Here is a 13,317-nt window from a genome sequence, read left to right on the forward strand (position 1 = left end):
GTCAATATCAGGGATTTGGCGGGGACAGATTAAACCGGGATGGAAGCCGGCGCCTCCGACTCGATGGGGCACAGACCGGTCAGAGGCGGAGCAGCGCAGAGCCCCACGTGAAGCCACCGCCCATGCCTTCCAGCAGGGCGAGATGGCCGGGTCGGATGCGGCCGTCCCGCACCGCTTCGTCCAGGGCGAGGGGAACAGAGGCCGCCGATGTGTTGGCGTGCCGGGCCACCGTCATGACCACTTTATCCATCGATAGCCCGACCTTGCGTGCCGTGGCTTCAATGATGCGCTGGTTGGCCTGATGGGGCACCAGCCAGTCCAGATCCGAACCTGTCAGGCCCGTGGCCGTCAGGGCCTCGTCGACGACCTGGGCCATGTTGGCGACGGCGTGGCGGAACACTTCCCGGCCCTGCATGCGCACCAAGCCGGTGGTCTGGGTCGTGGACGGCCCGCCGTCGACATAGAGCAGGTGGTGCTGGCGTCCGTCGGCGTGCAGATGGCACGATAGGATTCCGCGGTCGGTCCGCGCATCGCCCGTGCCCGTTTCGGCCCGCAGCACAACCGCGCCAGCGCCGTCCCCGAACAGCACGCAGGTGCCGCGGTCGGTCCAGTCCAGGATGCGAGAGAACGTCTCGGCGCCGATGACCAGGGCGGTCCGGGCCTGACCGGCGCGCAAGAACGAGTCGGCCGTGGTCAGAGCGTAGATGAACCCGGTGCACACCGCCTGCATGTCGAAGGCGATGCAGCCTTCAGCGCCCAAGGCGGCTTGAACTTTGGTCGCGGTGGCGGGGAAGGTGTGATCCGGGGTCGCCGTGGCCAGGATGATCAGGTCGACGTCCTTGCCATCCAGGTCCGCGCGTTCCAGCGCCGCGCGCCCAGCGGCGATGGCGAGATCGGATGTGGTTTCCCCCTCGGCCGCAAACCGGCGTTCGCGGATCCCGGAGCGGTCGCGGATCCAGGCGTCGCTGGTGTCCACGATGCGGGCCATGTCGTCGTTTGTGACCACCCGTTCGGGCAGCCGCGATCCGGTCCCCAGCAGAACGGAGCGTGTGACCATCAGCCGTTTGCCGCCCGTTCCAGATCCTGGCTGTTCAGGCCGGAGGCCCGCTGAACCTTCATGAACTCGCCGCGAATGGTGTCATTGAAACCGTTCGAAATCAGGTCGATCGCGACGCAGACGGCGTTCGCGAAGCCAAGCGGGTCGGTCCCGCCGTGGGACTTCACCGCGATCCCGTTCAAGCCCAGGAACATCGCGCCATTGTAGCGGCGCGGGTCGGCCCGCATGCGCACCTTGTTCAGGGCCGGCCGGGCCAATAGATAGCCCAGGCGGCTGAGGATCGAGCTTTCGAACGCACGCCGCAGGAAGGACGTGTACAGCTTCGAGGTGCCCTCGATCGCCTTTAGCGCGACATTGCCGGTGAAGCCGTCGGTGACGATGACATCGACCGTGCCCTTGCCGATGTCGTCCCCTTCAACAAACCCGTGGAAACGGATCGGCAGCGCGCTGTCCCGAAGAATCGCGGAGGCCTGACGCAGGGCGTCCGTGCCCTTTTGATCCTCTGTGCCGATGTTCAGCAGGCCAATGTTGGGATTGTCGAGTCCCAGCACGGTGCGCCCGAACACCTCGCCCATGATGGCGAACTGCACGAGGTTGTCGGCGTCGCACTCGGCGTTCGCGCCCAGGTCCAGCATGACGCAGTCGCCGCGCTGGGTCGGCATGAGGGCCGCGATGGCCGGCCGGTCGATGCCGGGCAGGGTGCGCAACGCCAGCTTCGCCATGGCCATGAAGGCCCCGGTGTTGCCGGCCGAGACGACGCCCGCGGCATCCCCGTCCTTCACGGCCTGAATAGACCGCCACAAGCTGCTGTCGCGACCTCGGCGCACGGCCTGGGAGGGCTTCTCGTCCCCGCTGACCACGCTGTCGGTGTGCCGGATCTCGCAGACTTCGGCCAAGGTTTTATCCTTGGCCACGACGGGGCGCAGCGCGGCCTCGTTTCCATGCATCAGAAACCGAACGCGCGGGTGGCGCTCGTGTGCGATGCGTATCCCCTTGAGCACCATGTCCGGGGCGCGATCCCCGCCCATGGCGTCAAGGGAGAGTGTGAGGCTTACGCTCAAGGGAACCCCATTCGCCGAACTCTTGTGGGTCCGTCCGGCCACGACGAGCCGGTCCGGTGTGCCGGTCCTGCCGACGCTCGTTCCGTCGTATCCAACCGCCCTAATCAGGCGGCTTCGGGATTCACGACCTCGCGATTGTCGTAGTGCCCGCAGTGCGCGCACACATGATGCGGACGCTTCAGCTCGCCGCAGTTCGGGCACTCGTTGTACGGCCCGTTCTTCACCGCATGATGGGAGCGGCGCATGTTGCGACGGGACTTGGATGTCTTACTCTTGGGAACAGCCATGGGACCTGTCCAGGTTTCGGGATCACGGAAGCCGGGACCGGCACGGCCGCCGACGCGAGTCGGCAGGGCGCGGCAAGCAAAACCAGGGGTTTGCGGGTCGCCAGGGGCGGTCCAGGCACGGGGCGCACTATGTAACGGAAATTGCTGGGTCCCGCAAGAACCGGGGCGCGGCGGGGTTGGTGTTTTTTCGCGGGCGGCCCGTGCGGGGCGTCCGGTCAGCGATTCCGTCGGGCCGAACCGAGACCCGCGAGGGCCGCGAACGGCGATGATGCGGCGCTCTCGGACTCGGAGGCCGAGTCGGAGCCAAGTGCGCCCGCCGACAGGGCCTCGTCCGATATCTCAGCACCCGGGGCGCGCGGGTGCGGGTCCAGCGCCAAGCCGAACGCCTCGGCCAGGGCTTCGCCCACGTCGATCAGGCCGTCCACGATCGGGTCGGGTGGGTCTTCGTCACTGTCCGGGTCGATGTCCAATTCGGCGTCGCCGGGGCCATCGTCGGCGGCGCTGGAGAACCGCCGCATCAGCGACTCGGTGATCGTGCAGGGCAGGGGTTTCAGCGTCACCACGCAGGTGCGCAGGGCCTCGACCTCCAGAGTGCCGGTCAGTTCCACGCGCACCACACCGCGCCGGCCGCCCAGGGGCCGCAGCGTGACGGTGGCGGCGAAGCGGTCGAGCCGGTCGAGATCGAACCGGTCCGCCAGGGCCGCGCGCTCGTCTGCATCGGCTTCCACGGTCAGGGTCCGGCCCCGGGGCGGTAGGGGCTCGGCCGGCAGTGGCCGGCTGAATTCGGGGGCGACAGTCATGGCGAGTCCCTTACGGCGTGGCGGGTTCGGCGGTGGGCTCCGGGTCGGGGTAGCGCGCGACACCGTGCGAGAGGTCGGCCCATGTCCAGGTGTCGGCCGCCGCCGCCAGAGCCCGGACGTGGCGGGCCAGGGCGGCGAGTCCCTCCGGCGGCGCCGCGACCTTCTGATAGACATTGCGGTCCAGGGCGTCCCGCAGCGTGGCGTCGTCTTCCTCGGCCTTCAACCCGGCCTCATAGCTGGACACGCGGCCGTAGAACGCCTTGGTCAGCTTCTTCATGCGCGCACCGATGCGCATGTCGCTGACGCCGGCCTCGCGCAGGTTGGTGTCCAGATCGCGCAGCATGTGATCGAACACCGCCTGAGACAGTCCGCCGGCCTCGGTCCGCCCCTCCGGAACGCCGGTAGCCTTCGATTCCTCCTGGCTCAGGCGACCGAGCGCGCGGAACAGCACGAAGGCGTGCAGCACCAGCATGTCGTAGCGTCCATCGAGTGTGTCTGGAACGCCCCAGGCGACATACGGTTCCGGCCGGCGTGTCTGCTGAACGACGGCGCCGTACAGGGTCTGCACAACCGCCTGGGACTGTGCGCGGTCGCGCGCCCGCGCGCGCCCCCCGAAAAGAAGATCAAACATGGTGCCGTCTCTGGAGCCGCTGGAGAAAGATGGAGGGCGCCCGTCGGCGGGTGCCCTTTTCAAGCAAAGAGTTGCTGGTATATAAAGGCCCCGGCCCGCAGGTGCAAACACGGGCACGCGCCTTCGGGGCGCCGGGGCGGAAAACGGCAAGTCCGGCTCCACCACTCATCCGAACGAAGGGAGATGCGCGCGTGATCGAGCGACGGGGATCGCGTGACCGGATCGGGCGCCTGGGCGCGACTCTGGCCCTGGGGGGCCTGTTGGCACTCAGCGTGGCCGGCTGCACCGGCGACATCAGTGCGCGCGGCAATGAACCCACGGCGGAGCGTCTGTCCCAGATCGAACCGGGCCGGCAGTCGCGGGCCGAGGTCGCGGCCCTGCTCGGCACGCCGTCGACCACGGCCATGTTCGACGACGAGACCTGGTATTACATCAGTGCCCAGACCCACCAATCCGGGCTCTCTGAGCGAGAGGAACTCAAGCGCCGGGTCATCGCCATCGCGTTCGGGCCGGACGGCCGGGTGAGCGACGTCCAAGAGCTTGGGCTGGACGATGGCCACGACGTCGATGTGGTGTCTCGCGAGACCCCGACGCTGGGCAACGAACTGAGCGTTGTCGAGCAGTTCCTGGGCAATCTCGGCCGCTTCCAAGGCAGCGGCGGGAACGGTCTGGAAACCGAAATCCCCGGCCTGTAAGCCTGGGGATGGCGGCATTGCCTCGGGGCGCCGCCCCCCATGGTCCTGGGGATTGGTTCCCGGGGACCGGGGAGGGCGTCGGCTGAGAGTATGTCCAGAGTGATCGGGAGCCGATCGCGACGACGATTTTCTAAAATATCAAACCGATAGAGTGTTTTGCGTGGGCCAACTGTCACGCAAAACACTCTAGTGCTTCCGGGCGCCGCGTTCCGGCAGCAGGCCCTGAGGACGCGCGATCAGGATCACCTGAAGCAAGACACCGATCAGAAGAACGCGCAGGGCCCCGGCCTGGGTGGCGTATTCGGCGCCCAAGGCATCGGTCATGAACTGGGTTGCGGACCAGAGCACCCAGATGGCCAGAGCGCCCACGAGCGCGCCCCAGTTGTTGCCGGCGCCGCCCGCGATCAGCATGACCCAGACCAGGAACGTCCCGTACAGCGGCAGGAAGGCCTCCGGGCTGATGAAGCCGATGAAATGGGCGTACAGGGCGCCGGCCATGCCCATCAGGCTCGCGCCGAAAACAAACGCCTGCAGGCGGAAGTGTGCGACATCCTTGCCTGCGGCGCTCACACCGTCCTCGTTCTCGCGAATGGCGCGCAGGACCCGGCCCCAGGGCGCGCTGCGCGCCCGCTCCACCATCCAGAAAGCGAACGCGACGAAGCCCAGAACGACCCCCAGCGAAATCAGGGGGTTGGCGCCCAGCGTTTCCGAGAACGGGCGCGGGATGCCCGGGATGCCGCGGACACCGTTGGTCAGCCAGTCTTCGTTCTTGAGCGCAAGGCGGATGATCTCGGCGATGCCGATGGTGGCGATGGCCAGATAGTCCGAGCGCAGCCGCATTGTGATGCGCCCGATCGCGGCCGCAACCAGGGCGGACGTGGCCATGGCGGCCACGACGCCGACCGGGAACGGCAGGTTGAAGCCCCCCAGATGCGCGGTGCTCGGGTGCGTCGTCACGATGGCGCTGGTGTAGGCGCCTACGGCAAAGAATCCGGCAATGCCGATGTTGATCTGTCCGGTCAGGCCGTACTGGACGTTCAGGCCGAGGGCGAGCACGGCGTAAATGCCGGCCTGCGTGAGGAAAAAGACCCCGTAGGTGAGAAGACCGTCCATCTCCATCACGCATTCCCCTTGAACAGGCCCTGCGGCCGGACCACCAGCATGATCACCATCAGCGCGAACGCCACCGCCGGCTTATAGGTCGGATCGATGACGACGGTCGACATCTCCATGGCCAGCCCGATTACCATGCCGCCGGCGATGGCGCCGTACGGCCGGCCGATCCCGCCCAGAATGGCGGCGGCGAAGACGGGCAGCAGCACCGACCAGCCCATGACCGGGTGCAGGCGGGTGTCCATGCCCAGGAAAATCCCCGCCACGGCGGCAAGACCGCCACCGACGGCCCAGGTGACCATGATGACGCGCTCGGACGGGATGCCGGACACGAGGGCGAGGTCCATGTTGTCGCTCATGGCCCGCATGGCCTTACCCATCTTGGTGCGGGTCAGGAACAGGTGCAGCGCTGCCACCAGAACAACCGCACCCAGCACGATCCAGACGTGATCTGGCTTGATGACCAGGCCCTCAAACCGCCAGGGAATCTGGATGCCGCTGGCGTACACCTGATTGCGCGGCCCCCACACCAACTGGATCACGCTGCGCAACGCGATGGCGATGCCGAACGAAGAGATCAACAGGATGATCGGGGGCGACTTGCGCAGGTGCCGATAGACCGTCTGGTCGATGGCGATGGCTGCCAGGGCCGCGCCCACGATGGCGAACGGCGCCGAGGCCCAGACCGGAAAGCCCAGCCCGGCTACGAGCGAGAGCGAAAAATAGGCCCCGAGGGCCATCAGGTCACCGTGGGCGAAATGGGCGAACCGCAGGATCCCATAGATGAGCGAGACGCCGATCGCGCCTAGCGTCAGGATGCTACCCAGCACGACGCCGTAGATCGCCAGTTGCAGAAGCTCGGTCACCATCGCCGCTCGGTCTCCTCAGGCACCCACTTATCCACCGAGAAACATCTCGGCCACATCCTTGTTGGCCAGCAGGTTGGCGCCGGTGTCGTCGATGCGGTTACGGCCCATCGTCAGCACGTAACCCCGGTCACACACCGCGAGCGCCTGCTTCGCGTTCTGCTCGACCATCAGAATGCCGATGCCGGCGGCGTTGATCTTCTGTATGCGCTCGAACGTCTGGTCGATGAACAGCGGCGACAAGCCGGCGGTCGGTTCGTCCAGAAGAAGCAGCTTCGGGTCCAGCATGAGGGCGCGGCCCATGGCCAGCATCTGCCGTTCGCCGCCCGACATGGACCCGGCAATCTGGGTCCGACGTTCCGCCAGACGCGGGAAGAACGAATAGATCCGCTCCATCTGCGGCCGAATGTCGTCGGTGCGGATGAAGGCACCCATCTCAAGGTTTTCCTCCACCGACATGGAGGGGAACACGTTGCGCTCCTGCGGGACATAGGAAATGCCCTGGCGGACGATCTGGTCCGGGCGCAGTGGGGTGATGTCCCGCTTTTCGAACAGGACGGCACCTTCCTTGATCTTCACGAGGCCGAAGGCCGCCTTCATCAGGGTGGACTTCCCGGCGCCGTTCGGGCCGATGATGACCACGATCTCGCCGGGCTCCACGCGCAGGTCGACGCCGTGCAGAATGTCGGCGCCGCCATAGCCACCGGTCAGTCCCTCGATCGACAGCAGGGTCATGGGCGCCACTCCTCGTCACCGGACTCGTCCGCGTCCGTGTCCACCGTGCTGTCGGGCCGCGCGCGGCCGATATCGTCCTCGGTCATCGCGGACACGCCGCGCCCCGAGACACCGCCGCCGAGATAGGCGTCCTGCACCTGGGGATCGGCGCGGATCACATCCATCGGCCCCTCGGCGATCACCTGCCCCTGCGCCATCACGACCACCGGGTCGCAGAGGTCCGCGATCAGGTCCATGTCGTGCTCGATCAGGCAAAAGGTGTAGCCGCGCTCGGTGTTCAGGCGCCGGATAGCATCCCGAATGCTGTTCAGCAGCGTGCGGTTGACGCCGGCGCCGGGCTCGTCGAGCAGCACGACCTTGGCGTCGATCATCATGGTCCGGCCGAGTTCCAGAAGCTTCTTCTGGCCGCCCGACAGGTTCCCGGCCAGCTCGTCCGCGACGTGGGTCAGTTTGAGGAAGTCCAGAACGTCATCAACCTTCTGGCGGATGACGCGGTCCTGCGCCTTGACCTTGCCCCAGCGGAGCCACGAATAGGCGAGGCTTTCGCCAGCCTGGCCGGGCGGCACAATCATCAGGTTCTCGCGCACCGTCATGCGGGAGAACTCATGCGGAATCTGGAAGGTTCGGACCAGACCCCGGTGAAACAGGCTGTGTGGCGGCAGGCCGGTGATATCCTCGCCATCCAGCAGCACGCGGCCCTGATCGGCCGGCAGAAACCCGGCCAGGATCGAAAACAGCGTCGTTTTGCCTGCGCCATTGGGGCCGATCAGCCCGGTGATGCCGCCAGCCGCAACGGTGAAGGTCACCGAGTCGACCGCTTGCAGGCCACCAAACGCCTTTGAGATGCCTTCGATCTGGATCACGAGACGGACCTTCCGTCGCAGCGGGGACGGGATGGGAGTAGAATGGGCACAAGGGAGGCGCGCGATTGCGAATTCGCAACTCAACTGGCGTCGCCCAAGGCGCGGGTGTGTACCCCATGGCGGGCCGGGGGGCAAGCCCACCAACCCACCTTCTTTTCGTGGCCGTACCGCCCTAGGGAGATGGGGCAGCGCGGATACGCTCTATGGGATGTGAGGGCGCGCCGCGTCGGTGCTCCATCTCCGGGGACCGCTTGTGCGCCCGGTGGGGCGGCTCTATGTACGAGAGGTCTCCCGCCAAACCGACCCACTGACCGCTCCCCCTGGCCCGGACGAAGCCCCCGCCATGCCCCCTTCCACGACCTCTGCCACCTCCCAGGACATCCGCGTTGTCGGTGCCCGCGAGCACAATCTTCAGGGCATCGATGTCACGTTGCCGCGGGATTCCCTGGTGGTGGTGACGGGCCTGTCCGGTTCGGGCAAGTCCTCGCTGGCCTTTGACACCATCTATGCCGAGGGGCAACGGCGCTATGTCGAGTCCCTGTCGGCCTACGCGCGTCAGTTCCTGGAGCTGATGCAGAAGCCCGATGTGGATTCCATTGAGGGTCTGTCTCCGGCGATTTCGATCGAGCAGAAGACCACCAGCCGCAATCCGCGGTCGACCGTCGGCACCGTCACCGAGATTCACGATTACATGCGCCTGCTGTGGGCCCGGGTGGGGATTCCGCACTCGCCGGCCACGGGCCTGCCGATCGAAAGCCAGACCGTCAGCCAGATGGTCGACGCCATCGTGGCGATGGGCGAGGGGACCCGTCTCTATCTTCTGGCGCCGGTGGTGCGCGGCCGCAAGGGCGAGTACCGCAAGGAACTGGCGGAGTTCCAGAAGCGCGGTTTCCAGCGCGTGAAGGTGGACGGCACCGTGCACGACCTGGGCGAGGTGCCGCCGCTGAACAAGAAGGTGAAGCACGACATTTCGGTCGTGGTGGATCGGGTGATCGTCAAGCCGGGGCTTGAGTCGCGGCTGGCCGATTCGGTCGAGACGGCGCTGGGCCTGTCGGACGGTCTGCTGATTGCCGAGGACGCGACCACTGGCGCGGAGACCGTGTTCTCCGCCAAGTTCGCCTGCCCGGTCTCCGGCTTCACTATCGAGGAGATCGAGCCCCGCCTTTTCTCGTTCAACAATCCGTTCGGCGCCTGCCCGGCCTGCGACGGGCTGGGCGTGAAGCTGCACTTCGACCCCGATTTGGTGGTGCCGAACCCGGACAAGAGCATCCGCCAGGGTGCGGTGCTGCCCTGGGCGTCGGCGGGTCAGCCATCGCCGTACTACGCGCAGGCGCTGGAAAGCGTCGCGGCCCACTATGGCACAGACACCGATACGCCCTGGTTGCGGATGCCAGAGGCCGCGCGCCAGGCCATTCTGCACGGCTCCGGGGACGAGGTGATTGCCCTGCGGTTCGACGACGGCCACCGCAGCTACCGCACCGAAAAGCCGTTCGAGGGTGTGCTGCCCAACATTGCGCGCCGCTGGCGGGAAACCGAGTCCCAGGGCGTGCGCGACGACCTGTCGCGGTATCAGGCCTCCCATCTGTGCGAGGCCTGCGGTGGGGCCCGACTCAAGCCGGAGGCGCTGGCCGTCAAGGTGGACGGTCGCCACATCGCCGAGATCTCCGACCTGTCGATTGGCGTCGCCCGGGAGTGGTTCGCGGAGTTGGAGGGGCGGCTGCGGCCGAAGGATCAGGAGATCGCCCGCCGCATCCTGCGGGAAATCAACGAGCGGCTTGGGTTCCTGACCAGCGTCGGCCTGACCTATCTGACCCTCTCGCGGACCTCGGGCACGCTGTCCGGCGGCGAGAGTCAGCGCATCCGGCTGGCCAGCCAGATCGGCTCCGGCCTGACGGGGGTGTTGTATGTGCTCGACGAGCCGTCGATCGGCCTGCACCAGCGCGACAACGACCGCCTGCTGGCGACGCTGCGCCGGCTTCGGGATCTCGGCAACACCGTGATCGTCGTTGAGCACGACGAGGACGCTATCCGCGCCGCCGACCATCTGGTGGACATGGGGCCGGGGGCCGGTGTCCACGGCGGCAAGATCGTGGCGGAGGGCACGCCGGAAGAGGTGATGGCGAACCCCGCCAGCCTGACCGGGCAGTACCTGACCGGGCGGCGCTGTGTGCCGGTGCCGGATGCCCGGCGGTCCGGCAACGGCAAGACCCTGCGGGTCGAGGGCGCGCGCGGCAACAATCTGCAGAATCTGTCGGTGGACATTCCCCTCGGCACCTTCACCTGCGTGACGGGGGTCTCCGGCGGCGGCAAGTCGACCCTGGTGATCGAGACCCTGTACAAGGCCTTGGCGCGCCAACTTCATGGGGCGCGCGAGCTTCCGGCGGTGCACGACGCCATCCGGGGCCTGGAGCACATCGACAAGATCGTGGACATCGACCAGTCTCCCATCGGACGCACCCCGCGCTCCAACCCGGCCACCTACACCGGCGCCTTCACGCCGATCCGCGACTGGTTCGCCAATTTGCCCGACGCCAAGGCGCGCGGCTACAAGCCCGGCCGGTTCTCGTTCAACGTCAAGGGCGGGCGTTGCGAGGCCTGCCAGGGCGATGGCGTCATCAAGATCGAAATGCACTTCCTGCCCGACGTCTACGTCACCTGCGACGTTTGCAAGGGCAAGCGCTACAACCGGGAGACTCTCGAAGTTCTCTTCCGGGGCAAGTCGATCGCCGACGTTCTTGACATGACGGTGGAAGAGGCGGCGGACGTCTTCAAGGCCGTGCCGATCATCCGCGACAAGATGGAGCTGCTGCAACGGGTGGGGCTCGGCTACATCCACCTGGGCCAGCAGGCGACCACGCTGTCAGGCGGCGAGGCGCAGCGGGTCAAGCTGTCCAAGGAGCTGTCGCGGCGCGCCACCGGGCGCACGCTCTATATTCTCGACGAACCGACCACCGGCCTGCACTTCGAGGATGTGCGCAAGCTGATGGAGGTGCTGCACCAGATCGTAGACCAGGGAAATACGGTGCTTGTCATCGAGCATAACCTGGAGGTCATCAAGACCGCCGACCACATCATCGATCTTGGACCGGAAGGTGGCTCCGGCGGCGGCCGCCTGATTGCCGAGGGCACGCCGGAACAGGTGGCCGCGCACCCGGACAGCCACACCGGGCAATACCTCAAGGGTCATCTGATCGAGGCTGCTGTCCGCCAGCGCACCCCCGCGTAGGGCGTTCGGCGTGATAGTGCGATCCCGAAAAACGCTCTATTTATTTAATATCCAAGAAAATCGCCCCCTCTTTTTGGGGTGCGATCTGGTCTGGATCGTTCGGGGATTCGCTTTAGAAGTTCACCGCGATGCTCAGGGCGCCGTGGCTGCCGAGCCCGTTCTGAGTGTCGAACTGCTTCGTCTGGAAGACGTGGGTGTAGGCGATCCGGAAATCGTTGAAATACACCACAGCTCCGGCGTGAGCCTCGCCGACGAACGGCTTCTTGTCGACGCTGGCACTGTCCCGGAAGGTGTTGCCATCCAGGAAGATATCCCGTGCTACGGCCCGCGCGTCGAGCCCCGCGAACAGGTACCAGCCGCTGCCGACACCGGTGTCGAACACCGGGGTCCCGGGGCGGCTGGGGCCGATCAGCGGGGGCCCCGCGTCCACCTTCAGTCCCTGCCCGAACCGGACCATGGTCCCGGCATTGGCGTGGATGAAGGCGTTGCCGAAGGCACCGCCTGCATGCGGGGTCACGTCGGCTTCCAGCCCCAGCGCAGACGCCTTGAGAAAGCCCGGCCAGCTTCTTTGATAGGCGAGGTTAACCACCGGTTCATCGTGGATCTGGTTGTCCCATCCCTGGGGCTCGGCCACGTCCAGAATGTCGTGCACGAATGCCTGTGTGTCGCCGGCCTGGGAGGCGGGGCCGACCACACCCAGCGTCAGGGACATCTGGTCCAGATGGCCTTCGCCCTCGCTGATCAATTCGGCGGACCCGAACAGGAACCCGCCCCAGGGATGCTCATCGGGCTGCTCTTGGCGGATGGTGATGTCTGTGGGCGTGTACATGGTCTGCCCCAGACTGAAGACGACACGCTCCCGCCCGTGCGGCGACATCATCGGCAGGAATGCGGCAAGGTCGTTGGCCCAGGGCGTTTTGCGCATTGCCGGGCTGAACCCCACGGCGATTCCGTTGGTGTAGTTGCGGTCCGTGTTCGCGAAGGTATCGTTTTCAAGCTGAAAGGTAACGATATCGCCGTCGTTGTCCCCCTCGTTGTCCGCGAAGGCCGGGGCCGTCATCGCGATTCCCGCTGCGCACAAGCCGGACACCAACACGATTCCGGTCAATTTCATTGATATATGCCTCATCCCTGGAGCCTGACCCCGCAGCACAGAAACGCCCGTGTGAAGAAATAGTTCCTTGGAAGGATAGGCACGCCCAAGGGCGGAAAAAAAGGCCGGCGTGGCGCGCCGCGGGCGGGATCGGCCAGCCGGACCTCACTTTGTTGCGCAGCGTGACCCATTGGCCATGATGACGCGGGGCCGCGTGGCCGTCAGCGGCTCAGCGTCGCGGGGGCATGGCCTCGCAGGCCCAGAGGACGACATCCGTCCACCAGCCTTCCATGCGGTCCTGGCTGAGACCCCAGCGGGCCTTTACGGTGGTCCAGGCGGCGGTGTAGGCGCACCAGCGGTCCGGCGTTCCGGGCAGCCAGGACAGCGGATCGCCGTCCGCCTTGGATCGGTTTTCCCCGGCGGCCGTGGCGACCAGGGTCAGGGGCGAGGACAGATCGTTGGCGTAGGCGCGCCGCCGACCCTCCGTCCAGGTGTCCGCGCCGGAGCGATGCGCCTCGGCCAGCGGCACCAGATGGTCGATGTCGAGGTCGGACGGGTCGGTGTACGCGGCCCCGCTGTACGGGTCGATCCAGCGACCGGACACGACACGGCATCCGTCCTCGGACAGGCGGGGCGGGACCAGACTGTCGCGGATCAGGACTTCCTGGCGGGTGTCCTGACAGTCGCCGTCCGCGTCGATCCAGTGGTCGTATAGGGCCCGGTCGTAGGGCTGTGCCACCGGATAGAACACCTCCGATTGGCGCAGGCCCCACAGCGCTGCCAGCAGCCCGCCCAGGATCAGGACGAACCGCGCCTGTCGCATGGCCCCAAACGGGCGCCCGCGCTGGGCGCGCGAGGATCCGGAACGGCTGCGGCTCACGACGACCGGC

13 protein-coding genes are annotated in these 13,317 nt (G+C 66.7%); 2 read left to right on the forward strand and 11 right to left on the reverse strand.

The annotated features are described in order from the left end of the window. Nucleotides 1–79: 79 nt before the first annotated feature. The 5 genes from GGD82_RS00805 to GGD82_RS00825 form a co-directional block, all read right to left on the reverse strand. Nucleotides 80–1,057 carry a beta-ketoacyl-ACP synthase III gene (locus GGD82_RS00805; protein WP_150060656.1) on the reverse strand — a complete coding sequence of 326 codons (978 nt, stop codon included), beginning with the start codon at nt 1,055–1,057 and terminating at the stop codon, nt 80–82. Continuing rightward, nucleotides 1,057–2,118 carry a phosphate acyltransferase PlsX gene (gene plsX / locus GGD82_RS00810; RefSeq protein ID WP_150060655.1) on the reverse strand — a complete coding sequence of 354 codons (1,062 nt, stop codon included), beginning with the start codon at nt 2,116–2,118 and terminating at the stop codon, nt 1,057–1,059. The genes GGD82_RS00805 and plsX overlap by 1 nt, the downstream gene beginning before the upstream one ends. Nucleotides 2,119–2,222: 104 nt before the next feature. Continuing rightward, on the reverse strand, nt 2,223–2,405 hold the full coding sequence (gene rpmF, locus GGD82_RS00815; RefSeq protein WP_150060654.1) for a 50S ribosomal protein L32: 183 nt from the start codon (nt 2,403–2,405) through the stop codon (nt 2,223–2,225). A gap of 215 nt (nt 2,406–2,620) precedes the next feature. Beyond that, nucleotides 2,621–3,205: a YceD family protein gene (locus tag GGD82_RS00820; protein ID WP_170284117.1), complete on the reverse strand. Its 585-nt coding sequence runs from the start codon at nt 3,203–3,205 to the stop codon at nt 2,621–2,623. Between the two features lie 10 nt (nt 3,206–3,215). Beyond that, complete coding sequence (locus GGD82_RS00825; protein ID WP_150060652.1) at nt 3,216–3,836, reverse strand: ubiquinol-cytochrome C chaperone family protein; 621 nt, start codon at nt 3,834–3,836, stop codon at nt 3,216–3,218. Between the two features lie 191 nt (nt 3,837–4,027). Between GGD82_RS00825 and GGD82_RS00830 the strand changes: the two genes are divergently transcribed. Further along, nucleotides 4,028–4,531, forward strand: a complete 504-nt coding sequence (locus GGD82_RS00830; protein ID WP_246163672.1) for an outer membrane protein assembly factor BamE — start codon at nt 4,028–4,030, stop codon at nt 4,529–4,531. A gap of 186 nt (nt 4,532–4,717) precedes the next feature. Here GGD82_RS00830 and GGD82_RS00835 read toward each other — a convergent pair whose 3' ends face one another. The 4 genes from GGD82_RS00835 to GGD82_RS00850 are packed head-to-tail and all read right to left on the reverse strand — an operon-like array spanning nt 4,718 to nt 8,108. Next, nucleotides 4,718–5,650 carry a branched-chain amino acid ABC transporter permease gene (locus GGD82_RS00835; protein ID WP_150060650.1) on the reverse strand — a complete coding sequence of 311 codons (933 nt, stop codon included), beginning with the start codon at nt 5,648–5,650 and terminating at the stop codon, nt 4,718–4,720. Continuing rightward, nucleotides 5,650–6,513 carry a branched-chain amino acid ABC transporter permease gene (locus GGD82_RS00840; protein WP_221240691.1) on the reverse strand — a complete coding sequence of 288 codons (864 nt, stop codon included), beginning with the start codon at nt 6,511–6,513 and terminating at the stop codon, nt 5,650–5,652. Before GGD82_RS00840 ends, GGD82_RS00835 begins: the two co-directional genes overlap by 1 nt. Nucleotides 6,514–6,540: 27 nt before the next feature. Beyond that, nucleotides 6,541–7,245: an ABC transporter ATP-binding protein gene (locus tag GGD82_RS00845; RefSeq protein ID WP_150060649.1), complete on the reverse strand. Its 705-nt coding sequence runs from the start codon at nt 7,243–7,245 to the stop codon at nt 6,541–6,543. Then, nucleotides 7,242–8,108: an ABC transporter ATP-binding protein gene (locus GGD82_RS00850; RefSeq protein WP_150060648.1), complete on the reverse strand. Its 867-nt coding sequence runs from the start codon at nt 8,106–8,108 to the stop codon at nt 7,242–7,244. The genes GGD82_RS00845 and GGD82_RS00850 overlap by 4 nt, the downstream gene beginning before the upstream one ends. 343 nt (nt 8,109–8,451) lie before the next feature. Here GGD82_RS00850 and uvrA point away from each other — a divergent pair, with 343 nt between their 5' ends. Continuing rightward, a complete protein-coding gene (gene uvrA / locus GGD82_RS00855; protein ID WP_150060647.1) occupies nt 8,452–11,334 on the forward strand; it encodes an excinuclease ABC subunit UvrA in 2,883 nt (960 codons plus the stop codon). A gap of 112 nt (nt 11,335–11,446) precedes the next feature. On the opposite strand, the gene GGD82_RS00860 is transcribed toward uvrA, so the two are convergent. Together GGD82_RS00860 and GGD82_RS00865 are read right to left on the reverse strand one after the other, a co-directional pair. After that, a complete protein-coding gene (locus tag GGD82_RS00860) occupies nt 11,447–12,448 on the reverse strand; it encodes a lipid A deacylase LpxR family protein (RefSeq protein WP_184013211.1) in 1,002 nt (333 codons plus the stop codon). 208 nt (nt 12,449–12,656) lie between these two features. Continuing rightward, on the reverse strand, nt 12,657–13,307 hold the full coding sequence (locus GGD82_RS00865) for an HNH endonuclease family protein (RefSeq protein ID WP_150060645.1): 651 nt from the start codon (nt 13,305–13,307) through the stop codon (nt 12,657–12,659). Nucleotides 13,308–13,317 lie beyond the last annotated feature (10 nt).

This window comes from Roseospira marina, from assembly GCF_014197855.1.
Taxonomy (GTDB): Bacteria; Pseudomonadota; Alphaproteobacteria; order Rhodospirillales; family Rhodospirillaceae; genus Rhodospira; species Rhodospira marina.

Bases quoted from the DNA above. Each gene is read 5' to 3' on its own strand.
- GGD82_RS00820 (WP_170284117.1), bottom strand. From the start codon at position 3,205: ATGACTGTCGCCCCCGAATTCAGCCGGCCACTGCCGGCCGAGCCCCTA.
- GGD82_RS00805 (WP_150060656.1), bottom strand. From the start codon at position 1,057: ATGGTCACACGCTCCGTTCTGCTGGGGACCGGATCGCGGCTGCCCGAA.
- uvrA (WP_150060647.1), top strand. From the start codon at position 8,452: ATGCCCCCTTCCACGACCTCTGCCACCTCCCAGGACATCCGCGTTGTC.
- GGD82_RS00825 (WP_150060652.1), bottom strand. From the start codon at position 3,836: ATGTTTGATCTTCTTTTCGGGGGGCGCGCGCGGGCGCGCGACCGCGCA.
- GGD82_RS00860 (WP_184013211.1), bottom strand. From the start codon at position 12,448: ATGAAATTGACCGGAATCGTGTTGGTGTCCGGCTTGTGCGCAGCGGGA.
- GGD82_RS00845 (WP_150060649.1), bottom strand. From the start codon at position 7,245: ATGACCCTGCTGTCGATCGAGGGACTGACCGGTGGCTATGGCGGCGCC.
- GGD82_RS00840 (WP_221240691.1), bottom strand. From the start codon at position 6,513: ATGGTGACCGAGCTTCTGCAACTGGCGATCTACGGCGTCGTGCTGGGT.
- GGD82_RS00835 (WP_150060650.1), bottom strand. From the start codon at position 5,650: ATGGAGATGGACGGTCTTCTCACCTACGGGGTCTTTTTCCTCACGCAG.
- rpmF (WP_150060654.1), bottom strand. From the start codon at position 2,405: ATGGCTGTTCCCAAGAGTAAGACATCCAAGTCCCGTCGCAACATGCGC.